Annotated in this window: 25 protein-coding genes; 12 read left to right on the top strand and 13 right to left on the bottom strand. The window is 68.7% G+C overall.

The genetic code is table 11. The features are described from left to right. Positions 1 to 125 precede the first annotated feature (125 nt). The 3 genes from JOF29_RS20895 to JOF29_RS20885 are packed head-to-tail and all read left to right on the top strand — an operon-like array spanning position 126 to position 2,230. Entirely contained in the window at positions 126 to 404 is a 279-nt protein-coding gene (locus tag JOF29_RS20895) for a hypothetical protein (protein ID WP_209695830.1), read from the top strand. 39 nt (positions 405 to 443) lie between these two features. Beyond that, positions 444 to 1,820: a DUF4331 domain-containing protein gene (locus tag JOF29_RS20890; protein WP_209695829.1), complete on the top strand. Its 1,377-nt coding sequence runs from the start codon at positions 444 to 446 to the stop codon at positions 1,818 to 1,820. After that, positions 1,820 to 2,230, top strand: a complete 411-nt coding sequence (locus JOF29_RS20885) for a hypothetical protein (protein WP_209696252.1) — start codon at positions 1,820 to 1,822, stop codon at positions 2,228 to 2,230. Before JOF29_RS20890 ends, JOF29_RS20885 begins: the two co-directional genes overlap by 1 nt. A 173-nt stretch (positions 2,231 to 2,403) precedes the next feature. On the opposite strand, the gene JOF29_RS20880 is transcribed toward JOF29_RS20885, so the two are convergent. Further along, the gene (locus JOF29_RS20880; RefSeq protein WP_209695828.1) at positions 2,404 to 3,195 is read right to left on the bottom strand and encodes a ferritin family protein; all 792 of its coding nucleotides are present in this window, start codon (positions 3,193 to 3,195) and stop codon (positions 2,404 to 2,406) included. Between the two features lie 629 nt (positions 3,196 to 3,824). Between JOF29_RS20880 and JOF29_RS45430 the strand changes: the two genes are divergently transcribed. Then, the gene (locus JOF29_RS45430) at positions 3,825 to 6,035 is read left to right on the top strand and encodes a molybdopterin-dependent oxidoreductase (protein WP_307863518.1); all 2,211 of its coding nucleotides are present in this window, start codon (positions 3,825 to 3,827) and stop codon (positions 6,033 to 6,035) included. Between the two features lie 207 nt (positions 6,036 to 6,242). Here the strand turns inward: JOF29_RS45430 and JOF29_RS20870 are convergent, their stop codons facing one another. Next, entirely contained in the window at positions 6,243 to 6,710 is a 468-nt protein-coding gene (locus tag JOF29_RS20870; protein ID WP_245357688.1) for a glycoside hydrolase family 31 family protein, read from the bottom strand. A gap of 239 nt (positions 6,711 to 6,949) precedes the next feature. On the opposite strand from JOF29_RS20870, the gene JOF29_RS20865 reads away from it, so the two are divergent. Together JOF29_RS20865 and JOF29_RS20860 are read left to right on the top strand one after the other, a co-directional pair. Continuing rightward, positions 6,950 to 7,978 (top strand): serine hydrolase domain-containing protein, encoded by a 1,029-nt coding sequence (locus JOF29_RS20865; protein WP_307863517.1) that lies wholly within the window; start codon positions 6,950 to 6,952, stop codon positions 7,976 to 7,978. 10 nt (positions 7,979 to 7,988) lie between these two features. Next, the gene (locus JOF29_RS20860) at positions 7,989 to 8,504 is read left to right on the top strand and encodes a pyridoxamine 5'-phosphate oxidase family protein (protein WP_209695826.1); all 516 of its coding nucleotides are present in this window, start codon (positions 7,989 to 7,991) and stop codon (positions 8,502 to 8,504) included. 12 nt (positions 8,505 to 8,516) lie between these two features. On the opposite strand, the gene JOF29_RS45425 is transcribed toward JOF29_RS20860, so the two are convergent. Beyond that, positions 8,517 to 9,650, bottom strand: coding sequence for a LuxR family transcriptional regulator (locus JOF29_RS45425; protein ID WP_307863516.1), 1,134 nt, complete (start codon positions 9,648 to 9,650; stop codon positions 8,517 to 8,519). Positions 9,651 to 9,819: 169 nt separating this feature from the next. On the opposite strand from JOF29_RS45425, the gene JOF29_RS46030 reads away from it, so the two are divergent. Genes JOF29_RS46030 through JOF29_RS20845 form a run of 3 tightly spaced genes read left to right on the top strand, consistent with a single transcriptional unit; the run spans position 9,820 to position 11,358 of the window. After that, positions 9,820 to 10,029: an SDR family NAD(P)-dependent oxidoreductase gene (locus JOF29_RS46030; protein WP_344746390.1), complete on the top strand. Its 210-nt coding sequence runs from the start codon at positions 9,820 to 9,822 to the stop codon at positions 10,027 to 10,029. A 29-nt stretch (positions 10,030 to 10,058) separates the two neighbouring features. Continuing rightward, positions 10,059 to 10,487, top strand: a complete 429-nt coding sequence (locus JOF29_RS46025) for an SDR family NAD(P)-dependent oxidoreductase (protein ID WP_344746388.1) — start codon at positions 10,059 to 10,061, stop codon at positions 10,485 to 10,487. A 10-nt stretch (positions 10,488 to 10,497) separates the two neighbouring features. After that, positions 10,498 to 11,358 (top strand): alpha/beta hydrolase, encoded by an 861-nt coding sequence (locus tag JOF29_RS20845; RefSeq protein WP_209695825.1) that lies wholly within the window; start codon positions 10,498 to 10,500, stop codon positions 11,356 to 11,358. A gap of 183 nt (positions 11,359 to 11,541) precedes the next feature. Here JOF29_RS20845 and JOF29_RS20840 read toward each other — a convergent pair whose 3' ends face one another. Then, positions 11,542 to 12,141 carry an Rv1733c family protein gene (locus JOF29_RS20840; RefSeq protein ID WP_209695824.1) on the bottom strand — a complete coding sequence of 200 codons (600 nt, stop codon included), beginning with the start codon at positions 12,139 to 12,141 and terminating at the stop codon, positions 11,542 to 11,544. 91 nt (positions 12,142 to 12,232) lie between these two features. Between JOF29_RS20840 and JOF29_RS20835 the strand changes: the two genes are divergently transcribed. Next, positions 12,233 to 12,931 carry a FadR/GntR family transcriptional regulator gene (locus tag JOF29_RS20835; protein WP_209695823.1) on the top strand — a complete coding sequence of 233 codons (699 nt, stop codon included), beginning with the start codon at positions 12,233 to 12,235 and terminating at the stop codon, positions 12,929 to 12,931. Here the strand turns inward: JOF29_RS20835 and JOF29_RS20830 are convergent, their stop codons facing one another. The 8 genes from JOF29_RS20830 to JOF29_RS20795 are packed head-to-tail and all read right to left on the bottom strand — an operon-like array spanning position 12,932 to position 18,650. Then, on the bottom strand, positions 12,932 to 13,792 hold the full coding sequence (locus JOF29_RS20830) for a phosphotransferase (protein WP_209695822.1): 861 nt from the start codon (positions 13,790 to 13,792) through the stop codon (positions 12,932 to 12,934). Between the two features lie 12 nt (positions 13,793 to 13,804). Continuing rightward, positions 13,805 to 14,725 (bottom strand): class I SAM-dependent methyltransferase, encoded by a 921-nt coding sequence (locus JOF29_RS20825; protein ID WP_209695821.1) that lies wholly within the window; start codon positions 14,723 to 14,725, stop codon positions 13,805 to 13,807. 43 nt (positions 14,726 to 14,768) lie between these two features. Then, complete coding sequence (locus tag JOF29_RS20820) at positions 14,769 to 16,004, bottom strand: MFS transporter (RefSeq protein WP_209695820.1); 1,236 nt, start codon at positions 16,002 to 16,004, stop codon at positions 14,769 to 14,771. Next, the gene (locus JOF29_RS20815; RefSeq protein WP_372446318.1) at positions 15,965 to 16,678 is read right to left on the bottom strand and encodes a cation diffusion facilitator family transporter; all 714 of its coding nucleotides are present in this window, start codon (positions 16,676 to 16,678) and stop codon (positions 15,965 to 15,967) included. Before JOF29_RS20815 ends, JOF29_RS20820 begins: the two co-directional genes overlap by 40 nt. Next, entirely contained in the window at positions 16,665 to 17,036 is a 372-nt protein-coding gene (locus JOF29_RS20810; RefSeq protein ID WP_209695819.1) for an ArsR/SmtB family transcription factor, read from the bottom strand. Before JOF29_RS20810 ends, JOF29_RS20815 begins: the two co-directional genes overlap by 14 nt. A 19-nt stretch (positions 17,037 to 17,055) precedes the next feature. Beyond that, positions 17,056 to 17,535: a GtrA family protein gene (locus JOF29_RS20805; RefSeq protein ID WP_209695818.1), complete on the bottom strand. Its 480-nt coding sequence runs from the start codon at positions 17,533 to 17,535 to the stop codon at positions 17,056 to 17,058. 1 nt (position 17,536) lies between these two features. Beyond that, the gene (locus JOF29_RS20800; protein WP_209695817.1) at positions 17,537 to 18,181 is read right to left on the bottom strand and encodes a phosphatase PAP2 family protein; all 645 of its coding nucleotides are present in this window, start codon (positions 18,179 to 18,181) and stop codon (positions 17,537 to 17,539) included. A gap of 49 nt (positions 18,182 to 18,230) precedes the next feature. Next, complete coding sequence (locus tag JOF29_RS20795; protein ID WP_209695816.1) at positions 18,231 to 18,650, bottom strand: nitroreductase family deazaflavin-dependent oxidoreductase; 420 nt, start codon at positions 18,648 to 18,650, stop codon at positions 18,231 to 18,233. A 38-nt stretch (positions 18,651 to 18,688) separates the two neighbouring features. Between JOF29_RS20795 and JOF29_RS20790 the strand changes: the two genes are divergently transcribed. Together JOF29_RS20790 and JOF29_RS20785 are read left to right on the top strand one after the other, a co-directional pair. Further along, positions 18,689 to 19,345 carry an aldo/keto reductase gene (locus JOF29_RS20790; protein ID WP_209695815.1) on the top strand — a complete coding sequence of 219 codons (657 nt, stop codon included), beginning with the start codon at positions 18,689 to 18,691 and terminating at the stop codon, positions 19,343 to 19,345. 134 nt (positions 19,346 to 19,479) lie between these two features. Continuing rightward, positions 19,480 to 20,907 carry an alpha-amylase gene (locus tag JOF29_RS20785; RefSeq protein ID WP_209695814.1) on the top strand — a complete coding sequence of 476 codons (1,428 nt, stop codon included), beginning with the start codon at positions 19,480 to 19,482 and terminating at the stop codon, positions 20,905 to 20,907. A gap of 5 nt (positions 20,908 to 20,912) precedes the next feature. Here JOF29_RS20785 and JOF29_RS20780 read toward each other — a convergent pair whose 3' ends face one another. After that, on the bottom strand, positions 20,913 to 22,076 hold the full coding sequence (locus tag JOF29_RS20780; protein WP_307863515.1) for a nitric oxide synthase oxygenase: 1,164 nt from the start codon (positions 22,074 to 22,076) through the stop codon (positions 20,913 to 20,915). Positions 22,077 to 22,132: the final 56 nt, after the last annotated feature.

Here is a 22,132-nt window from a genome sequence, read left to right as displayed (position 1 = left end):
TGTCACCTGCGTCGAACCTCCTCCGGGCGCGGATGTGATCCAGATCACATCCGATGCGATCGAGTCGCAGGTGGCTCGGCGCGGGGCGGTTGTCGCCGGCGTCCACCCAGAGGGAAGGGACAGACATGAGTGACGCAACACGCCGGGGTTTCCTGGTGTTCGCGGGAGCGGGGACCGCGGCGACGGTCGGCGCCATGGCGGGGTCGAAGTTGTTCGGCGAGCGGGCCGCCGAGGCCGCGGGTGGGGATCAGTTGCAGGCGGCGGACCTGGCGACTGCCGAGTCGTTCGTCGTCCACGTGAAGGACGTGCGTAAGGGGGAGATGGCGATCCTGGTCGGGGACCGCGAGGTTGTCGTCACCGATCGCGAACTGGCCGCGCGCCTGGCCGGCGTCACCACCGCCTGATCCGAGCAGTTCACACCAAGCTTTCACTGGAGGAAAGTCATGTCTTCGCATCGCGAAGCACCTGAGATCTCGAAGGACCCGGTCGCGGACAACACCGATGTCTACGCGTTCGTCAGCCCGGATCAGCCGGACACGGTGACGTTGATCGCCAACTTCATCCCGTTCCAGAACCCGTACGGGGGCCCGAACTTCTACGAGTTCGGTGACGACGTGCTGTACCAGATCCACATCTCCAACACCGGCACCGGCCGGGCCGACATCAGCTACCAGTTCCGGTTCCACGCCGAGATCCGGAACAAGAAGACGTTCCTGTACAACACCGGGCCGATCAAGTCCATCACCGACCAGACCTGGAACCGGCCGCAGTACTTCTCGGTCACCAGGGTAGAGAACGGTCGTTCGAGGATCCTGGCCCGGAACCTGGCCGCGCCGCCGGTGAACGTGGGCGTTCGCAGTACGCCGAACTACGCCAAGCTCGCCGCCGAGGCGATCCACACGATCGGAACCCACCGAAAGGTCTTCGCCGGCCAGCGAGCCGACGGGTTCTTCGCCGACCTCGGCAGCATCTTCGATCTCGGGACGCTGCGCCCGTTCCAGATGGCCCATTTGATCCCGTCGGCCGCCGCGATGGGCGTGAACGGTCTGCAAGGATCCAACGTGCACACCATCGCGCTCCAGGTCCCGATCACGGACCTCACCCGCGACGGGCGCAAGCCGACCGATGTCATGGACCCTAAGGCCGTGATCGGCGTCTACGCGTCCGCGAGCCGCCAAGCATCGAAGATCCTCGACGACGTGCTTGGCATCCCGATCTGGCACGGGCCCCACAAACAGGTGTCCCGGCTCGGAAATCCTCTGTTCAACGAGGTCATCGTGCCGATGGCCGAGAAGGACAAGTGGAACAGCCAAGCTCCGCACGACGACAAGCGGTTCGCCGAGTACGTGACGAAGCCCGAGCTCGCCGGGCTGCTGCCGGTGCTGTACCCGGGGGTGTTCCCGAACCTGGCCGCGTACAAGAAGCCCCGCGCGGATCTGGCGGCGATCCTGCTGACCGGGATTCCGAAGGGAGTCGTACCGGGATTCCAGAACTCCACGGGTTCGGTCCAGGCCGATCTGCTGCGCCTCAACGTCGCGGTCCCGCCCTCGAAGTCGCCGAACCCGCTGGGGCTGGTAGCCGGCGACGCGGCAGGTTTCCCCAACGGACGCAGGGTTTTCGACGACGTGGTCACCGTGGAGCTTCGCGCGGTCGCGGGTCTCACCATTCCGCTGGTCGATCCGACGTTCAAGCCTGACGCGGCGACGTCCGCGATCAAGGACGGTACGTCGAACACGAACTCGGACTACCTCACGTCGTTCCCGTACCTCGGTACCCCGGCGGGCGGATACCAGTCCAAGCCCGGCACCCCGGCCGCGTGATGGCCGGCGACGCGAGGTCGGCCGAGAATCCGCATGCGGGCAAGGGATCGTCCGTCCTGCTCGACATCGGCGGCGATATCGGGGCACTCGTCATCACCATGCCGGCAGAGCTGGACGGCGAGGAGATCGAACTCCGGCCAGCCGGGAGCACGAACACCTCCAGCAGCCACACCGAACACCACACCCACACCCACACCCACGGGCATAGTCATGCTCATGGGCACGCGGGCGTGTTGCCGCACGTGGCGGTAGTGCCTCGGCCCTCGCCGGCGGGGGAGATTGTGCACTCGGCGGTCTTCTTCGAAGTCCCACAAGGCAGCTACGAGCTGTATGTCCGTCCTGACGGACCCGTGCGGTTGACGGTGGACGTCGCCGGAGGCTCGGTGACAGAGGCCGCCTGGCCGCAGTAGGGCGCGATCCAGCTGCAGACCGCCGGAAGCCTAAACCACTTCCGGCGGTCTCCGACGTGATCACCCATCCGCGTCGCAACGAATCCGAGGCCCGCATGGTCGACAGATTCGTCCGGGCCGAGCGACGTACGGGCGCCGGTCAGGCGCACCTCATGCGATCTGTAGCGGCATGGTCAGGCGACGCCGTACTTGTACAGCTGACCTTCGACCAGATGCAGGCCGTCCTGGCCTGGCAGGGTGTCGATCTTGGCGTCGATCCTGCGTGCCTGGGTCAGACCGTCGGGGCCACCGAAGAGGTACCTCAGAAGGTGGCGTACGTCCTCCTCGGGCATGACTCCGGAGCCGACGATTCCCCAGCGGTGCCGAAGGGCGAAGCGGGTGATTCGCTGGGCGCGAGGGTTGTCCTGCAGCCGGCTACGCGCCTGGCTGTTGTAGAACGCGATGTGGCGGGTCTCCTGTTTGGCGATGCGGTGCAAGATCTCGGTCAGGAGCGGGTTGTCCTCGACGGCGATGAACCGCATGTACCCGGCATGAGTGCACCACTCGTTGATCGCGCCCCAGGTCATGTGCGTGGCGATGAAGTCCGGGCCGAGGACGTTGGCGAGCAGGGATTGCACGATCGGTGACACACGATCCTGCCAGCCGAGGCGCTTGCGCAGTGCCCGCGTGTGCTCGGGGCCGGTGGGTACGTCGTGCACGTCGAGGACTGCGTCGAGCACCTCGCCGTGCCAGTACTCCTCGTAGTTCCACATCGTCAGGAATGTGGTCACCTCAGGGTCCGCGTGCGAGGGGGTGACCAGGAGGTCCCGCAGGTAACAGACGGTGTGAGTCTCGACGTCGCTCATGTACCGCAGGCACTGCAACGCCCCGGAGGACAGCCGCTGGGTGCGGAACTGGCCGAGGTCGAGGTCGTCCCACCGCAGTCGTTGTGCCGTGGCTGCGTAGGTTGCGACATCGAAGCTCATACCAGGTGTTCGGGGCATCGCCACCTGCGGATGGGCTTGAAAGGTCGGAACGAGGTCGCTTGCCTTCATGCCGCCCCACCCGTGTCGTAGCAGTTCAGATCGTCTCGTCGTCATACCCATCTGGGTCGTTCCATGCTCCGAACTGGTAGCTGGGAGCAACCTTTGCTGCGTGTCGTCGACCTGTACAGCCCGGGTCCGGATTCCGCCAGATCGAACCCGGGCCGGCGACTCGTCCCCCAACCCACAACAACAAGGAGAACTGTTATGGATTACCACTCGGGTCTCAACCTCGTCATCGGGCTGTACGTCGAGATCAGCTCCCGCTGGAGCGGCGGCGGCCACTGGGGTCACAGCCTGCTCGGCCTGTTCAACTGATCGGCCGGCTGGGCGAGCTGTTGTTCCACCGGCGGGATAGCGGTGGTTGCCCGTCCGGCCGGTCGCGTTGTCCCGCCGGCGCGCCTCGGCGTTCCTGAGTGCGTTCGCGGGTGTGACGACGTGGCAACGAATGCTTCCCCGGGCCCGCGGCCCGAGCGCGTACGTCGGCGTCCGATGCCGGGACCATCGTTCGCTGACGGGTGATGCGTCGTCCGGTCCGATGGTGCTCCTGGCCCGGGGAAGCCTCTTCGCAGGTGCGGCCGTCCGACCGTACCTGGCCCAAGATCGTCGTACGGGTACGCCTGCGGTGCAGTCTTGGTGCGACCCGGGCGCGCTCCGATCTGCCGGAGTCCGAGGGGCGTGCGGCCGGGAGGCTCGAGCTGGAGCTTGGCGGGGAGGTCGCGTCCGGTCGCCGCCACGACCTGATCGACGCATACCTCGGCGGCCTCACCTGTCGGGAGATCGCCAAGCGCCGGGGCTCCGATCCCGCTTCGATCCGCACGGAGCTCGGTGAAGCACTGACCCGGATCGCGCACCCCCGCAAGCGGCGTGCCGTCTGGCACCCGCCCTTCCCTGCGGCCGATCACTACCTGCAGACATTGATCGTCAGGTCAGGTCAGGTCAGCTGGATCATGGCAGGCCGTGCAGGACGACGGCGGGCGACCCGTCGACCGGTGGGCGCCCCGACGCGGAGCCGCGGGGGGAGCCGGGCGCGCCTGAGCTATCGCTGCCATCACCTGCCCTGTGAGCGCGGGACGCGGGCGGCTTCGCTCACACCTGACAGCGATGATTCGGCGCCGGCGTCGATCCGGATGGGTGCTGTCGGCAAGGTTCCTCAGGTCATCGCGGGCCTGACCGATCCGCGACGTACCGGGCCTCGAATACCTGACATGAGCGAGAAGGCGATACGACGTGCTGCCGGCGGTTCGGGTGGGCTGATCGCGGCGGGAGCCGCCCTCGGCCTCGGCTATCTCGCCGCTGACCTGTCGGGCGGGCCGTGGCCTGTCGACGCGGTCGGCGTACAGGTCATCGACTGGTCCCCAGGCCCGGTGAAGGACTGGGCGGTGCGTGAGCTCGGGACAGCTGATCGGACACTGTTGCGGATCGGGATCTGTGCCACGCTCGTCCTCGTCGCAACGGTCGCCGGCGTACTCGGCAGCAGTGCGCGTCCCCAGCTACGACGTGCGGCGGTCGGGATCGCCGCACTATTAGGTGCCGTCGGCATCGTTTTCGCGGTGACGAGTCGCTCGGCGACCGCCAGCGTGGTCCTGCGGCTCGTTCCGGCATCGGTGAGCTTCGCTGTCGCCGTCATCGGCATGTATCTGGTCGTTCGTACCCTGGGGCACCCGTCGGAGAACGTTGCGGCGCTGCATGCTGGTGACGAACGGGAGGCACCGGCAGGATTCGACCGGCGCCGCTTTCTACTCACGGTGTCGGCGCTGGCAGCGGCCGCAGGCGGCGGTGTGGGCGTGTCGGCCCTGGTCTCGACCGGGACGGGCGAGGCGGCCAGGGCGAAGTTCCGCGTTCCGCGCCCCACCGATCCGGCTCCAGCGATTCCAGCAGGAGCGCAGGCGGATGTGCCAGGTGTCGCCCGTTTCGTGACGCCGAACCCGAACTTCTACCGTGTTGACACGCTGCTGGAGGTCCCACGGATCGACCCCGATCAGTGGGTGTTGCGGGTGCACGGGATGGTGGACAAGGAGTTGCGGCTGTCGCTCGGCGACCTGGTGAACCGGCGGCTGGTCGAGCGGGATATCACCTTGACCTGCGTCTCGAACGAGGTCGGCGGCCCGTACGTCGGGAACGCGCGCTGGATCGGCGTACCGATCGCCGACCTGCTCAAGGAAGCTGGTGTCCGGAGCGGAGCAGACGCCGTGCGGTCCACGAGCGTCGACGGCCTGACGATCGGTACGCCGTTGAGCGCACTCACCGATGGGCGGGACGCCATGCTCGCGGTGGCGATGAACGGTGAGCCGTTGCCCTTCGTACACGGGTTCCCGGTCCGGATGGTGGTTCCTGGGCTGTACGGATACGTGTCAGCGACCAAATGGATCGTCGACTTCGAGGTCACCAGGTTCCAGGACTTCACGGCGTACTGGACCGAGCGCGGGTGGGCCGTGGAAGCCCCGATCAAGACTGCTTCGCGGATCGACGTGCCGAAGGGCTTCGCGACACTGAAGGCCGGTCCGGCCGTCGCGGCCGGGGTCGCGTGGGCTCAGCGGCGCGGTGTCCGGAAGGTTGAGGTTCAGCTGGACGACGGTCCGTGGCAGCAGGCGCAGTTGGCTGCGCAGGACACCGTCGACACCTGGCGCCAGTGGACCTTCCGCTGGAACGCCACCCCCGGCACGCACAGGCTGACCGTGCGGGCGACGGACGGGACGGGCCGGCTGCAGACGGCCGACCAGGCTCCGCCGCGCCCGAACGGGTCGAGCGGACTGCACAACACCGTCTTCATGGTCGAGTGACCCCATCCGGGACAGCGATTGCTCCGAAGGCGGCGCGGCCGTCGGCGTCTCCGACCGATAAGACCCCGCAAAGGTCGCTGCCGCGATCACCCTCTGACGGAAGGACAGCACGGCCCGGCCACTCGATGAGAGCCGGCCCGTGCGGCCCGAGAGAAGTGCGTGCGGTGACGCCGATCATGCTGGTGCCGGTCTTGCTTGCGTTCGCTCTCATTTGTGCAGGTCAGTCCTGCCGTCGGAGAGGTTCAGGGCTGGGGGGCGTGTGTAGACGGGGATCACGTCGAGTGGGACTTCGCGGGTGATGAGGCCGGGGTGGGCGAGTTTGCCGGTCCACGCGTCGTACCAGGTGCCGGCGGGGAGGTACGTCGTCCAGGTGGTTGCGCCCGGTTCGAGGACGGGGTTGACGAGCAGGTCGTCGCCGAGGAGGTACTGGTACGGGTGATTCCAGATCTCCGGGTCGTCGGTGTGGTCGAAGAAGAGCGGGCGGAGCAGGGGACGGTCGGTGCTGATCGTATGCCGGGCCTGGGCCGCCAGGTACGGGACGAGCTGCTCGCGAAGTGCGGCGTACGCGCGGAAGATCGGGACGACGCGGTCGTCGCCCGTGGTCTCGGCGACGTGCCACGGGGTCCGGTCACGGAGCGGCCGCTGGTGGTGGTTGAACTCGGAGTGGTACTGCATGATCGGCAGGAAGGCCGACGCGGCGGTGGCCCGCAGATACAGCTCCGCGTCCGGGAGAAGGTGACCGGGGCCTTGCCGGCCGAGCGGAGCAGGGCGCCGAAGGCCCGCGCGTAGTGAAAATAAGCAGGTGGCGCCGGGTTGTCCAAGAGTTCCGAGCCCTACCGGTAGGGATGTCGAGATCACTTGGGGCGTTCCGACGTAGCGTGCGACAGGTAGGCGAGTGGCGAGGGGTGAGTGGCGTGCAGGGACGTGTTCAGCGGGAGATCGACGCGTTGGTCGAGGCCGGCGCGGAGACGGGGGTGCAGGTTGCCGTGTATCGGGACGGTGGGCTGATTGTCGACGCGGTGGCAGGGGTGGGTAGTGGTACGCCGATCTTCAGTTTCTCTACCGGGAAGAACGTCACCGCAACGCTTGCAAATCTGCTGGTCGCGCGTGGGTACCTCACGTACGACAGTCCGGTCGTCGACGTGTGGCCTGAGTTCGGCGCGCGTGGCAAGGCGACGGCGACGCTGCGGCATGTGCTGACCCATACGGTCGGTCTTCCGGCGATGCCGCGCGAGATCACGCCGGCCGAGCTACCTGATTGGTCGCGAGTTTGTGCGGCACTGGCCGCTGCCGAGCCGCGCTGGCGGCCGGGTACGGCGATGGGGTACCACTCGTACACCTTCGGGTACCTCGTCGGTGAGGTCGCCCGGCGGGCGACCGGCCGGAGCATGAGCGAGTTGCTGCGGGAGTGGATCACGGTGCCGCTGGGGATCGAGGGCCAGTTGTACTTCGCCGTACCGGAGGCTGTGCTGCCCGTGCTGGCGCGCCTCGATCAGCTGGAACAGCCTGCTGCACCAGGCGGGATCCTGGCTCCGTGGGAGAGCGGGCCGAGTGCCGAGCTCGGCAACGATCCCGAGCTGCTGAAGGCCGACGTACCGTCCGTGTGTGTCGCCACCGCGCACGGGCTGGCGACGATGTACAGCGCGCTGCTGACCGGCAAGCTCGCGGACTCCGCGCAGTTGGCCGAGCTGACCGCGCCCGCGTTCGAGGGCGTGGACCAGGGGTTCGGCAATCCGGCGCGGATGGCGCTCGGCTACCCGATCGGCCGGATCGGCGCACCGGCCGAGGAGAAGTCCGCAGCCATCGGCTGGCTGGGCGGTGGCGGAAGCTATGCGTACGCCGACCCGGACCGCGGGATCGCCTTCGCGCTGACGAAGACGCACCTGGCTCCGAACTTCGAGACCGCGCTCTCGGTCGCCGGCATCGTCGCCGATTCTCACTAAGGAGAAGGTTATGTCCGCACCGGAAACCACCATCGGCTCGTTCTCCACGCCGGGCGCCGGCGCGCAACCTTGGGAGGAGACCGAAGGGGCGTTGCGCCGGATTCAGAAGTTCCAGCTGTGCACGGTCCGCCTCGACGGCCGTCCGCACGTCACGCCGCTGCTGGCGATCTGGGCGTACGACGCGCTGTGGTTCACCACCGGCGCGCAGGAGCAGAAGGTGGTCAACCTCAAGGCCAACCAGTACTGCACCCTGACCACCGGAACCGGCACGCTGGCCGGCACCGACTACGTGGTCGAAGGCACCGCCGCCCCCGTCGCCGACCAGGCCACCAGGCAGTCCGTGGCCACCGCGTTCGAAGAGGCCTACGGCTGGCACTTCACTCGGGCAGACGGCACTTTCAACGCTCTGGGCGACGCCATCCGCACCGGCTCCGCTCTCCTCTACAAGGTCGTCCCGACCCAAGCCTTCGCCTTCACCTCCGGCCAAACCTCCTCCCAAACCCGCTACCGCTGGCCACGGGCCTAGGCCGAGGCGACCTCAGCGGTTGCGTTCGACGAGGCGGGCGAGTTCGACTCGGGACTGGACTCCGAGGGTTCGGAAGATCTGGCGGAGGTGGTAGTCGACGGTGTGCGGGGAGATGAACAGGAGGGCGGCGGTCTCGCGGTTGGTGAGGCCGCGGGCTACTTGTTCGGCGATGGCGTGTTCGGCGTCGGTCAGGCTTGACCAGCGGGAGTCGGTTGCGGGGTCGGCGGCCGGGGCGTCGTGGGTTCGGGAGCCTAGCCACACAAGGGCGCCAGCTACGGCCGTCCCGTCGTACACGGGTTCGCAGCGCGCCGCCCGCGGTCCGGACGTCAGCGGTACGACGGCAGTGTGGTTCCCGTTGTGCTGGTGGATTGCACGCTCGGCCCACTGCCACAGCAACGCGCGGTCCGTGGGCGCGGAGAGGATGGGTCCGGCCGTGGTGTTGAAGAACATGGTGTTGGCGCTGACTGCGGCGAGCGGCGCACGGGTCCGGCGGCGGGCCTGCAGGAACGCCTCGCGGAGTGCCGGCGACGGTACTGGCCCGTCTTCGATGAGCCGATGGCGGGTCTCGGCGACCACACGGCCGAGCAACGCGGGCAGGATCGGGTTGTACGCGCCAGCAGGGCAGGTGGCGTTGACGACGCCGAGCAGCCGGCCGGTGGCGGGGTGTATGACTGGATTCGATGCGCACGAGACCGTGGTGAGGTTGTCGGCGTAGTGCTCGGGGCCGCGGACGACGGTCGGCGTGGAGGTCAGCAGCGCCAGACCGATCGAGTTCGTGCCGACCAGGTCCTCACGGCACACGTACCCTGGCGCCGCGCCGAGCCGGTCCATCGCGTCCGGCGTCGTACCTGATCCGGTCCAGCGATCGACGAGATGCCCTGCGTGATCACTCAGCAGCAGCGCCACCGGTACGTCGGCCAGGTCGGCACTGACCGCGGCGAGCGCCGGTGCCGCGGCCCAGCTCAGCCGGCTCTCGTTGTCCACATCGGCATCGAACGGTACGGCGACATGCTCGGAGGGCAGCCCTGCCGCCGCGGAACGCTGCCAGGACAGCTGGATCGCATCGGGGACGGTCACGCGCTGACCGCCGTACTCCAGACGATCGAGAACCCGCTGTACGTCGTCCCCGTGGCTCGCTCTGTCCACACCGCCTCCGCCCTCGGGCGCATTCCGGCGGCCGCGTCCCGTACATCGTCGCGCTGCCCCGGCCGGTGGGCAAGCACTCTGGTGGCGGACTACGTGATCACGTGGTGCGCGGCGGTCCGCAGCGGCCTAACGTGATGAACCGAACGCCGAGCGAACCCGGAGAACGCGCATGGACCTGAACCTGTCCGGCAAGGTCGTCGTCGTCGCCGGAGCCAGCAAGGGCATCGGCCTGGCCATCACCAGGTCGTTGGCCGAGGAGGGCGCCACGGTCGTGGCCGGAGCGTTGCACGGAAGTGACGAGCTCGAACTGCTCGCCGACCGGTTCCGGGTGACCGCCGTGAAGGTGGATCTGACCGATCCGGACGGTCGGCGACGCTGACGATCAACTTCCTGGCTGCCGTACGGGCGATGCGCGCCGCGCTCCCGCACCTGCTCGGCCGGCCCGGCGCGAGCATCGTGACGATCAGCTCGGTGAACGCGAAGCTGCCCGACCCGGCGGTGATCGACTACTGCGCCGCGAAAGGTGCCTTGAGCAACGTGTGCAAGTCGTTGTCCAAGGAGTTCGGCCCGCGTGGGGTCCGGATCAACACGATCAGCCCAGGTCCGGTGCAGACCGACCTGTGGCTCGGGTCCGACGGTGTCGCGCAGACGATCGCGAAGGCACAAGGGGTCCGGCCGGAGGACGTGTCGGCCGGCGCGGCCGCCGACAGCCCGACCGGACGGTTCACGACGCCGCAGGAGGTCGCCGACCTGGCGCTGCTGCTGGCGAGCGACCGGGCCGGCAACGTCACGGGGAGCGATTTTGTCATCGACGGGGGACTGATCAGCACCATTTGAGGGGGTTTCGATGTCCAAGAACAACGACGTACGTGCCGCGCAGGATGCCGACGAGGTCGAGCGCGCCAACCGCTCCGGGAAGACGCCGGTCGTGTTCGTCCACGGATTGTGGCTGCTCGACACCAGCTGGGACCGGTGGGCCGGGTTCTTCGAGCAGCACGGGTACGCCGCGGTCACGCCGGGCTGGCCGGACGACCCGGCGACGGTCACGGAGGCGCGGGAGGAACCCGGCGTGTTCGCCGGGAAGAGCATCGGCGACGTGGCGGCGTACCAGCAGTCGATCATCGAGCGGCTGGACCGGAAGCCCGCGATCGTCGGGCACTCGTTCGGCGGGCTGCTGGTGGAGATCCTCGCCGGGCGCGGGCTGGCCGCCGCGACCGTCGCGATCGATCCGGCGCCGTCACGCGGCGTGCTGCCGTTGCCGCTGTCCGCGTTGAAGGCGTCGTCGGCGGTGTTGCTCAACCCGGCGAACCGGCGCCGGGCCGTGGCGCTGACCTTCGAGCAGTTCCGGTACGGCTTCGCGAACGCGCTGAGCGAGGAGGAGGCGCGGTCGCTGTACGACGAGTTCCACGTCGCCGGGTCCGGCGTACCCGTGTTCCAGGCCGCGTTCGCGAACTTCAACCCGCGGACCGAACTGCAGGCCGACAACGAGAACCCCGAGCGCGGCCCGATGCTCGTCATCTCCGGCGAACACGATCACCAGGTCCCGTGGGCGATCGCGAACGCGACGTACAAGCGGCAGGCGAAGAACGCGCACAACGTCACCGAGATCGTCGAGATGCCGGGACGCGGCCACTCGCTCACCATCGACAGCGGATGGGAGGTGGTCGCGCAGACAACTCTCGACTTCCTCCAACGCTTCGTGAAGTAGCCCACAGATGGTGTGAGATGTCATCTACGTACCCGACCGTCCGCGGCGAACTGCTCGCGGCCGGCCGCCGACGACGCCGAGTTCGACGCGCACCTGGCCGCCATCCACGCGGGCAGACTCGACCTGACCCTCGCACCACTCATCTCGGCGTGGGGACGTCGTCCAACCGAGCAACCGCCGGACTTAGCTCGCTGACGTGCGGGACAGGTCTGCCCAGGCGGCGTCCCAGGCCACGGCGCGGCGGCGTTCGAGGATGGTGAGGATGCCGCGGTAGGTCAGCGTGCAGAGCAGTACTGCGACAGCGAGCATTGCCAGGCCGAAGATGGTGGGGATCAGGACGGTGCTGTTGTGGGTGGAGGGGAGGTAGCGGCCGTCGGCGGTGATGGTGATTTGTCGTTCGGTGCCTGGCGGGGTGTCTGCAGGGACCTGGATCCAGCCGGTGCGGAGGTCGCCTGTGGGGGTGATCCAGCGGGCGGGGGCCGCGAGGGTGGAGGAGATCGGGCCTGAGGAGCCGAGCGGGGACTGGCCTGTGCCGGTGGTGGTTGCGGCGGTTTGCGTGGTGCTGTGTTCGGCGAGGTGGAGATCCGCTACCGCCGAGCGGTGGACGTGGAGCGCCAGGAGGGTGATCAGCGGGACGGTCGCCGCGGCCACGAGTGTGCAGAGTGCGAGGGTGGCGGCCTGGAGCTTGTCGGTCCGGCGGCGCAGGGGGTTGGGGCGGAAGAGCCAGGTCCAGCGGAGTCGCCCGGGAACGGGTCGGTGGAGGGTCGAGGACGAGCCGTTCATGCGGCGATGCTCCTTCCGTGGCGGCCGTCGCGGGCCGGGCGCCTGTCTGGGCGAGTCGGTGGAATCAGTCTAGCATTCGTGGGATGATTGGATGACCAGGCGTTTGGGAGGTGTGTGGACCGTGCCGCTTGCGTCACCGAGCCGGACCGGGCTCGTCGATCAGGTGATCGCTTCGATGCAGCAGATGATCAGTACGCACGAGTGGCCGATCGGTGCGCGGATCCCGACCGAGCCGGAGCTGGTCGCCGCCCTCGGCGTCGGCCGGAACACGGTGCGCGAAGCGGTCCGCGCGCTCGCGCACTCCGGCGTACTGGAGGCACGCCAGGGGGACGGGACCTACGTCCGGGCGCCGAGCGAGCTGCCCGCGATGATGCGGCGCCGGCTGGCGATGGCCGAGTTGCGTTCGGTGATCGAGGTACGTCGTGCCTACGAGACGGAGGCGGCCCGGCTCGCGGCGTCCCGGCGTACCGCCAAGGACATGAAGGCGCTCGAGCGCACATGTGCGGCACGCGACACGGCCTGGCGTGCGGGGGACGTGCAGGGGTTCGTCGACGCCGACGTCGCATTCCATCTGACCGTGGTGGAGGCGGCCAAGAATCCGTTGCTCAGCGAGCTGTACGTCGCGTTCGCCGACCTGACGCGCGACAGCGTGGCCGCGGTGATCGGGCCGGAACTGCGGGACGACAACTACGTGGATCACAGCCGGCTGCTGGAGGCACTCCGGGCGGAGGATGTCGACGCCGCGATGCAGGCCACCGACTGTTTCCTCGGCGAGATCCTGCCCGACTGATTACGGGACGCGCTTGGCCATGGCGTCGAGCGTCGGCCAGGGCGGGCCTTCGCGGAGGGCGTTGATGAATTCGACGCCGAATCGACCTCCGTTCGGGAACTGGTCGCCGATGTCCCAGCGCCAGGCGGCGACCATCGCGAGAACGAGTTCCCGGCAGACGGCGAGCAGGTCCTGGTCGATGTTCGGGTAGTGGTCGCAGACCGCCTCGGGGACGTGCGCGAGGTCGAGCTCGACGGGTCCGCGGCAGCAGGTCTCGAAGTCGATGAACAGCGGGCCGTTCTTCGTGCTGAGCAGGTTGCCTGGGTGTGGCTCGCCGTGCAGTAGTTGCTCCTCGGGAGCGCGATCGTCGATCGTCCGGCGCAGGCTTTCGAGTCTGCTGCTGAGGAAGCCTCGGTCGGTGTCGGCGAGTCCCGGCGAGAGGTGTGGGTTGCCGACGATTTCCTGCGCTGCAGCGATTCGATCGGTGAACCGTGGGCTCGGCAGATCAACCTTGCGCATGCCGTCGTGCAGCCGCGCCAGCGCGTCGGCGTAGTCGGGCGGTGAGAGGCCAGGCGTCGTGGGCTCGTAGTACGTCCACAAGGTCACCGCGAAGCCGTCGCGGGTGTACACCAGCGGCTCCACCCGGGACTCCAAGCCGGCGACCGGAGATCCGACGTCGGCGAGACGTTGAGCGAGCTCGACCTCGAACCGTGCAACCTCTTGCCCGACGGGCGCGATCCGGGCAAACACGTCGCACGGCGTCAGCCGCACTGCGAGTTTGTTCGAGTTGTGGAGCACGGTTGCATCGTCGGCCTGGAGGTCGAGCGATGCGGCGATCGAGGTCGCGGCGGCGATCGCACGCGTAACGTCGGGCAGGTCCATGGTTCGGTGACGCTACACCCGCGATCCTGTCCTGTCCCTCGATTTCTCCGCGCGGATGCCGGTGACGTACTGCATGGCGCCCATGTTCATCGGGTCGGGGTCCAGCGCCGTGAGGTTGTTCGTGGTCAGCAGGGATTGGACGGTGGTTGTGGTCAGGGTCCAGCCGGCTGCGGTCAGGTAGGGGGCTGCTTCGTTGCGCGGGCCGAAGTACCGGAGGGAGGGCATGTCGGTTTCGGTGCGCCAGGTGTCAGCGAGGGTCTGTAGGCCTTGTTTGGTGTTGGCTTCTTCGGTGGGGGTCGGGGTGGGTTTGCTTTCGGTGGCTACTCGACTGGCAGGGGCGCTGAGGTCGGTGATGGTGTCGAGGAGGCGGTCCTGGGCGTCGGGGGGTAGGTAGCCGAGAAGGCCCTCGGCGCTCCAGGCGGTTGGTTGTGTGGGGTCGAAGCCGGCGCTGCGGAGGGCAGCGGGCCAGTCTTCGCGGAGGTCGGCCGCTACCGGTCTGCGGTCGGCGGTGGGACCAGCGCCCAGGGCCGCGAGGGTGCGGGTCTTGAAGTCGATGACCTCCGGCTGGTCGAGCTCGTACACGACCGTGCCCGTTGGCCAGGGGAGGCGGTACGCGCGGGAGTCCAGGCCGGCGGCGAGGATCACCACCTGCGTGATGCCTGAGCTCGTCGCCGCGACGAAGTACTCGTCGTAGAACCTGGTCCGGATCTTCGCGATGTCGATCCAGGTCTGCTCGATCGGTACGTCGCCGCTCGCCAGCTGGATGATGAAGTCGACGCCGACGGCCTGGACGAGCGGAGCGGCGAACGGGTCGTCGATCAGCCGCGGCTCCGTTCGGCTCGCGACCGCACGCGCGGCGGCCGACATCGTCGCGGTGGTGCCGACGCCGGAGGCAAGATCCCACGAGTCGCCGTCCAGCCTGGTGAAAGTCATGCCCGCACTGTAGGCGGCACCTCCGACACATTCCGCGCGATCATCACGCGTTCGACGACCGAGGTGGCCGTGTGATCAGCAGCAACACAAGAGCCAGGGCCTGGATCACCACGACCGTTACGACGAGCGCTGGGACGGAGACGTCGTACAAGGCGCCGGTGAGCGCGCCGCCGACGAAGGTCGCAGCGCCGGTGATCCCTGCGAAGACGCCGTACGCAGTCGCTCGCCGGCCGACCGGCACCAGGTCGGCCACCGTGGCGCGGAGCGTGGATTCCTGGATGCCGACCGCGGCACCCCACAGCAGCGCACCGGCGACGGTGAGCCAGGCGTTCCGGGTGAACGCCAGTACCGTGGTGGCAGCCGCCAGGAACGGCAGTACGGCGAGGACTCGGGCGCCGACTCTGTCGTAGAGCCAACCGGTGGCCAGTGCGGCGATCGCGTCGACGGCCATCGCGGCGGCGTAGATCACCGGCACGGCGGCGGTCGGTACGAGGCGCTCCTGGACCAGATGGAACGACAGCACGCCGAACGTCGCGAATCCCGCCATGGACGACGCGGTGAAGGCGGCGTACACCCAGAACGCGCGCGGCAGGCGCTCGGACGCCGTGCTGCGGGGAACGGAGCTGACCGGGACGATCTCGTAGGAGGCGGGATTCGGTACGCGGGCCCGCAGCCACAGCAGCAAGACGATGGCCGCAGCGCCTGGCACGGCCAGCACACCGAGCGCCGGGGCGTAGTCGTCGCCAGTGAGGGCGAGTACACCCGCAACCGTCAGCGGACCGATGACGGCGCCGATCTGGTCCATTGCCTCGTGTACTGCGAATCCCTTCCCGCGGCCCGTCACGGCGGTGGCATGCGAGACGAGGGTGTCCTTGGCCGGGGACCGCACGGCCTTGCCGACCCGTTCGGCGACCACGAGGAACGACGCCACCCACAACGCTCCGGCCAGGCCGAGGAACGGGACCGTGACCGCGGTCAGCGCGTACCCGGCCAGCGTCCAGGCCCAGAACCGCTGCGTCCGGTCCGCGAGCGGCCCCGACACCAGCCGGAGTCCCAGCGCGGCCGCCTCGCCGATGCCGGTGACGATCCCGACCACCGCCCCTGATGCGCCCAGCCCGGCCAGTAGCGGGCCCGTGATCGACCGCGCACCCTCGTACACGAAGTCCATCAACAGGCTGACCGCGCCGAACGCCATGATGAAGCGCCAGGCGGAGAGACGCTGCGGTGGCGGCACCTCGGTCAGCGACCGTCGGTGCAGGTGCCGTCGGTGCACCCGCATCCGGCGGCTGTTGCCGGGGCGCAGCAGCCTTTGCCCCGCCAGGCTTCGAGGCCTTCGCGGACGGCGACGGCGGCGATCACGAGGCCGGCGATCGGGTCGGCCCAGGCCCAGCCGAGGGTCGCGTTCAGCAGCAGGCCCGCGAGCAGGACCGCGGACAAATACGTGCAGAGCAGCGTTTGGGTGCCGTCGGCAACGACCGCGCCGGAGCCGAGGGCCTTGCCGGTACGGCGCTGGGCCCAGGAGAGGAACGGCATCACGATCAGCGACGCGGCCGCGATGCCGATGCCGACCGGCGAGGTGTCGGGGTGACTGCCGCCGACGAGTGAGCGCAGCGACTCGACTGTCACGTAGGCGGCCAGGCCGAAGAAGGACAACGCGAGCAGCCGCAGCGCCCGGCGTTCCCGTGTCTCGGGAACGCGGTGACGGAACTGCCAGAGAATAACCAACCCGCTGGACACTTCGACGACCGAGTCGAGCCCGAACCCGACCAGTGCGACCGATCCCGCGGCGGCGCCGGCGGAGACTGCGACGACGGCCTCGACGACGTTGTAGGTGACGGATGCTCCCGCCAGGAGTTGTGCGCGGCGGCTCAGCTTCCGGCGTTGGTCCGGGTCGGTGGTCCAGGTGCTCGGCGGGGGAGTGAGCTGCAACGGCCGGCTCTCAGGCTCGCTCACGAGTTGCCGCCGTTCCGTAGACGGGGCAGAGTGCGACAGCATCACCGGTAAGTCCGAGCAGCCGTTCCGCCGCCGACAACAGCTCGAGCGTCGCGTCCGGATGCGTCAGCCGGAACAGCGAGGCCCGGCCCTGCGGCCTGGACTCCACCAACCCGCAGTCGCGCAGACACGCCAGATGTTTCGACACCGTCGACTGCGCCAGCCCGAGATGCTCGGTCAGCTCCACCACCCGATGCTCGCCCAGCGCCAGATGCCGAACGATCGCAAGCCGCGACGCATCACTGAACCCATGGAACAGACAAGCCGCCACCGACAACGCCGCGCCCTCGTCGGCCAGCTCCCCCAAACGCATCGCCATACGGCGATGTTATCGCCTCCTAGGTCGACTGGCGAAACACGAGCCAGCGGAGTGCGCAGTACATGAAGATGCCTTCGCAGAGGCCGGCGGTGATGCGGGAGAGGTGGTATTCGAGGCCGCCGGCGGACAGGGCCGTCGTGAGGCCGAGGATCAGGGCGAAGTAGTTGACTGCGACAACGATCGCGTACTTCGTGAGCTGTGGGCCGACCGGTGCGTGTGAGCGGAAGTTGAACGCGCGGTTAAGAACGTAGCTCAAGGCGAACGCCGAGCAGTAGGCGATCGTGATCGCGACCCACAGCGGGAGCCGCGCCCAGGAGCGGAGCGCGGTGAGCAGCGCCAGGTCGACGCCGAAGGTGAAGCCGTTGATCAGGGCGAACCCGAGCAGGCTCGGTGGGACGATCGTCGAGAGCTTTCCGGGGAGCCTGCGGGTGACCGCGGTCATGGCTGCGGTGAAGCGCTCGCCGGCGGGCTTGGGTTGCGTGTGGGTCGTCGATGCCACGCTATGAGTGTTGCGGTACGCACAAGTCGGCCTGGACCCGGGGTGCTCGCAGGGACCGGCGGGCCAGCATCCCGAGTACGAGGCCGAGGGACCAGCCACCGAGGGTGTCGGTCGGCCAGTGGTAGTGAAGGTGGACCGTCGCGACGGCGACACCGGCGGAGATGACGGGCACGGCCCAGACGGTGAGCTGGTCGAGACGGCTGCCGGCGGTGGTGAGCACGGTGACCGCGATCAGGAGCAGGGCGAGGCTGTCGGCGGTGTGGCCCGAGGGCCAGGACATGCCGCCGTCCCAGAGGCGGTCGACGTGCGAGCGCGGTGGCGTACGTCCGACGGCGAGCTTGGTGAGCCAGATGGCCGCCTCGACGATCGCGATCCAGACGGCCGCCCGAACCAGCTGCCGGACCGGGCGGCGCCGATAGAGGTGGACCAGCGCGGTGCCGACGAGAACGACCGTCAGTACGGCGAACCCGCCGATGTCCGCGAGCGCCTGCCACCACGTCGACGACGGCTCTCCGGCAGGGCGGGCCACCGGGATGACGTCGTGATCCCAGGAACGCAGTACGCCGATCGTGACCAGATCCAGCAGCGTCGCGACGAACACGAACACGCCGAGCCAGATCACGAGCCGACTGCTTCTCAGGTTCACACGGATCGAGCGTACGGGATGCTCGGGAATCAGCTGCCTGCGAGCCAGGTCAGCTGCGGGTGAGGGCGAGGACCGGGATCGTGCGGATGCCGGCGGTCTTCACCTCGTACTCCGCGAAGCCCGGGTAGCGCTTGGCCTGTTCGGTGTAGATGCGGTCGCGGTCGGCGCCCTTGATCTCCTGGACGGCGACCGGGTATGTCTCGGTGCCGACCTCGACGGTCGCGGTGCCGGAGGCCGTCAGGTTGGTGTACCAGTCAGGGTTCGTCGGCGCGCCGCCCTTGCTGGCGAAGACGTAGACCGTCTTCGGGTCGGTCTCGTCGGCCAGATACATCATCGGGGCGACGTAGTCCTTGCCGCTCTTGCGTCCGTGGTGGTGCACAAGCACCAGTGGCGCTCCCTCGAACGGCCCGCCGACACGGCCTTCGTTCGCGCGGAACTCGTCGATGGTCTGCTGATTCCAGTCACTCATGTCGAGGTTCAACGCGTAAGCCCTGCGTGATATGCCCGATGTCGACAGTCATCACCCGAGCCGCCGTCAGGACAGCGTCGGTGACGTCGTCGCCGTACCGGATGCGACGGGTGCCGGACCGGGACGGGTGCAGCGTGGCGTGGGCCAGCTGGCCGTTCGTCCAGGCGACCGGGGCGGCGACCACCGCGTACGCCGCGCTGCGCGATCTGCGAGCGGCCGGTCTGGTCCGCGCGATCGGGGCGGGGATGAACCACTCGGCGCCGCTGACGGCGCTGGTCGAGGAGTGCGACCTGGACGTCGTTCTGCTGGCCGGCCGGTACACGCTGCTCGACCAGTCGTCGCTGGCCGAGCTGCTCCCGGTGTGTGAGGAGCGCGAGGTGTCGGTGGTGATCGGAGGCGTGTTCAACAGCGGCGTACTCGTCGATCCGGCGCCCGGGGCATCGTTCGACTACGTCCCGGCGCAGGACGAGGTCGTCGCGAAGGCGGTCGCGATCCGAGACGTGTGCCGGAAGTACGACGTACCGCTGGCTGCGGCTGCCCTGCAGTTCCCGCTCGCGCATCCGCGGGTCTGCACCGTGCTCATCGGTGCACGGTCCGTCGACGAACTCGACGACGATCTGGCACTGCTGGACGTGGAGATCCCGCCCGCGCTGTGGACCGACCTGCAGGAGGCAGGGCTGACTCATGCGCGTTGACGCCCACCAGCACTTCTGGGACCCCGCGCGGTACACGTACCCGTGGATGGCGGGCGAGGTGATGGATCCGGTACGACGCGCGTTCGCCGCCGGATGGTTTCATGGAGTACCCACCGCCCCGAGGGAGTTTGCCGATGCGCCGTTTGCTGATCGTGTTGCTGAGTCTGTCCCTGGCCGGTCTGAGCGGTCCGGTGGCGCAGGCGGCGCCCAGTGGGGACCGGGACGTGATCGTCCAGCTCTTCGAGTGGAACTGGAACTCGGTCGCCCGCGAGTGCGGTCAGGTGCTCGGCCCGAAGGGGTACGGCGCGGTGCAGGTCTCGCCGCCGCAGGAGCACGTCGTACTGCCCGGGTCCGGGTACCCCTGGTGGCAGGACTACCAGCCGGTCAGCTACAAGCTGGACAACACCCGGCGCGGGACCCGCGGCCAGTTCGTTGCCATGGTCAACAGTTGCCACGCGGCCGGCGTCAAGGTGTACGCCGATGCCGTGATCAACCACATGACCGGCGGCTCGTCGGGCGGCACCGGCAGCGCCGGGTCGGCGTACAGCCACTACGACTACCCGGGGACCTACCAGACGCAGGACTTCCACCACTGCGGGCGGAACGGCAACGACGACATCGTCAACTACAACGACCGGTACGAGGTGCAGAACTGCGAGCTGGTCGACCTGGCCGATCTGGCGACCGAGTCCGACTACGTGCGCGGGCGGATCGCGGCGTACCTGAACGACCTGCTGTCGATCGGCGTCGACGGGTTCCGGATCGACGCGGCGAAGCACATCCCGGCGACGGACATCGCCGCGATCACGTCCCGGCTGTCGCGGCCGGCGTACGTGTACCAGGAGGTGATCTACGGCGCGGGTGAGCCGATCACCCCGGACGAGTACGTCGGGAACGGTGACGTGCTGGAGTTCCGGTACGGGAAGGACCTGGCGAAGATCTTCAACACCGAGCGGCTCGCGTACCTGCGGACGTTCGCGGAGCCGTTGCCGTCGGACCACGCGGTGGTGTTCACCGACAACCACGACACCCAGCGCGGGACCGGCGTACTGACGTTCCGCGACAACGGGCGGTACGCGATGGCGAACGCGTTCATGCTCGCGTGGACCTACGGTACGCCGAAGGTGATGTCGAGCTACGAGTACAGCTCGAACGACGAAGGCCCGCCGTCGACGAGCACCGGGCAGACCGTCGACACGACGTGCTTCACGAACCGCTGGCGGTGCGAGCACGAGTGGCGGGTGATCGCCAACATGGTCGGCTTCCACAACGCCGTCCGGGGCACCGCCGTCACCGAATGGTGGGACAACGGCAACGACGCGATCGCGTTCGGCCGCGGCGACAAGGGCTACCTGATCCTGAACGACGAGAGCACCGCCCTGACCGGTCGCAGCTACCACACCGACCTGCCGGCCGGCACGTACTGCGACGTCTTCCACGGCGACTACACCCCTGGCCACTGCAGCGGCTCGACGTACACCGTGGATTCGTCGGGCTGGTTCCGCGCCGACGTCGCCGCCACCGACGGCCTGGCCCTGCACGCGGATGCGAAGGTCTCGTAGAGCTGTCAGCGGAACGCCGGAGGGCCTCCCTGGAGGGCTCGGTGGGTGGCAGCGGCGTCGGTGAAGAAGTTGGGGACCTGGGGTTCGGTGTTGTAGTAGCGGTGGAAGACGGGGGTCTGGGAGCCGGACATCGGCGGGACGATCCAGGTCCAGTCGGCGGGGCAGTGCCGGCCGGCGCGTTCCTCGCGTTCCAGGTGGATCATGAACCTCTGGGACTCGGTGTGGTGATCGGTGATCGTGACGCCCTTCGCCTGGAAGGAGTGCAGCACAGCGCGGTTGAGCTCGACCAGTGCCCGGTCCCGCCAGAGGGTCGTCTCGTCGGAGGTGTCCAGCCCCATCCGCGCGGCGATGTCCGGGACCAGCGCGTAGCGGTCGGCGTCGCCCAGGTTGCGGGCGCCGATCTCGGTACCCATGTACCAGCCGTTGAAGGGTGCCGCCGGGTAGGAGACGCCGCCGATCACCAGTCGGCTGTTGCTGATCACCGGGACCGCGTGCCACCGGATGCCCAGCCCCGCGAACCAGGCGAGCTCGGGGTGTTCGAGCGCGACCTCGTGCACCGCCTCCTCGGGAAGCCGGAACAGCTGCGGTCCGTCCTCGACGGTCTCCACGACGAGGGGGAGTACGTCGAACGCCCCGGGACGCTCGGGTGGTTGCCACCCGCGCCGGACGAGTTCGCTGGTGAAGGAGCGGTAGCGGGGGTCCCCGAGGACAGTCCCGTCGGGCTGCTCGTACCCGGCGTACCGGATGAGCTGCTCGTTCCAGATCCTGGGCGCCGGCCGGTACGGCGTCTCGGGTGCGAACACGCTGATCATCGGCCGGATCTTCCCGCCGTTGTGCGCCGCGCGGAGGTGGTCGAAGCAGTGGGTGGCGACGCTGCCGGCGTCGGAGACCGTCCGGAGGTCCCGCACCTGCAGGCTGCGCCAGTACAGTCGGCCGATGCAGCGTTCGTTGTTGCGCCAGGCGACGCGGGCGCCGAACGCCAGCTCCTCCGGCGTGTGCCAGTACGTCCCGGTCAGGTCGATCTCGCGCATCACAGCGGCGAGCCGCGGCCCGATCGATCCGGCCTGCGGGTTCTCGGCGTGAAAGAGCCCTAGGAACGCGGTCGCCTCGGCCCGAAGCGTCTCGGTGTCGAGGTCACTCAGGCTCCGCTCGGGATCGGGCCGGCCCACCGGATGGCTGAACCGTGTCCGGGTCCTCCCGGGGCCCGGGGACGGCCGCCGCCCCA

The sequence above is a fragment of the Kribbella aluminosa genome, from assembly GCF_017876295.1.
Classification (GTDB): Bacteria; Actinomycetota; Actinomycetes; order Propionibacteriales; family Kribbellaceae; genus Kribbella; species Kribbella aluminosa.
This window is presented reverse-complemented; position numbering and strand designations above follow the sequence as displayed.

Coding starts and splice junctions, on each gene's coding strand:
- JOF29_RS20810 (WP_209695819.1), bottom strand. CDS start 17,036: ATGGCGATGCGTTTGGGGGAGCTGGCCGACGAGGGCGCGGCGTTGTCG.
- JOF29_RS20835 (WP_209695823.1), top strand. CDS start 12,233: ATGACCAGGCGTTTGGGAGGTGTGTGGACCGTGCCGCTTGCGTCACCG.
- JOF29_RS20820 (WP_209695820.1), bottom strand. CDS start 16,004: ATGCGGGTGCACCGACGGCACCTGCACCGACGGTCGCTGACCGAGGTG.
- JOF29_RS20860 (WP_209695826.1), top strand. CDS start 7,989: ATGTCCGCACCGGAAACCACCATCGGCTCGTTCTCCACGCCGGGCGCC.
- JOF29_RS20880 (WP_209695828.1), bottom strand. CDS start 3,195: ATGAGCTTCGATGTCGCAACCTACGCAGCCACGGCACAACGACTGCGG.
- JOF29_RS20870 (WP_245357688.1), bottom strand. CDS start 6,710: ATGCAGTACCACTCCGAGTTCAACCACCACCAGCGGCCGCTCCGTGAC.
- JOF29_RS46025 (WP_344746388.1), top strand. CDS start 10,059: ATGCGCGCCGCGCTCCCGCACCTGCTCGGCCGGCCCGGCGCGAGCATC.
- JOF29_RS20785 (WP_209695814.1), top strand. CDS start 19,480: ATGCGCCGTTTGCTGATCGTGTTGCTGAGTCTGTCCCTGGCCGGTCTG.
- JOF29_RS20840 (WP_209695824.1), bottom strand. CDS start 12,141: ATGAACGGCTCGTCCTCGACCCTCCACCGACCCGTTCCCGGGCGACTC.
- JOF29_RS20890 (WP_209695829.1), top strand. CDS start 444: ATGTCTTCGCATCGCGAAGCACCTGAGATCTCGAAGGACCCGGTCGCG.
- JOF29_RS20830 (WP_209695822.1), bottom strand. CDS start 13,792: ATGGACCTGCCCGACGTTACGCGTGCGATCGCCGCCGCGACCTCGATC.
- JOF29_RS20845 (WP_209695825.1), top strand. CDS start 10,498: ATGTCCAAGAACAACGACGTACGTGCCGCGCAGGATGCCGACGAGGTC.
- JOF29_RS20885 (WP_209696252.1), top strand. CDS start 1,820: ATGGCCGGCGACGCGAGGTCGGCCGAGAATCCGCATGCGGGCAAGGGA.
- JOF29_RS20795 (WP_209695816.1), bottom strand. CDS start 18,650: ATGAGTGACTGGAATCAGCAGACCATCGACGAGTTCCGCGCGAACGAA.
- JOF29_RS20825 (WP_209695821.1), bottom strand. CDS start 14,725: ATGACTTTCACCAGGCTGGACGGCGACTCGTGGGATCTTGCCTCCGGC.
- JOF29_RS46030 (WP_344746390.1), top strand. CDS start 9,820: ATGGACCTGAACCTGTCCGGCAAGGTCGTCGTCGTCGCCGGAGCCAGC.
- JOF29_RS20790 (WP_209695815.1), top strand. CDS start 18,689: ATGTCGACAGTCATCACCCGAGCCGCCGTCAGGACAGCGTCGGTGACG.
- JOF29_RS20895 (WP_209695830.1), top strand. CDS start 126: ATGAGTGACGCAACACGCCGGGGTTTCCTGGTGTTCGCGGGAGCGGGG.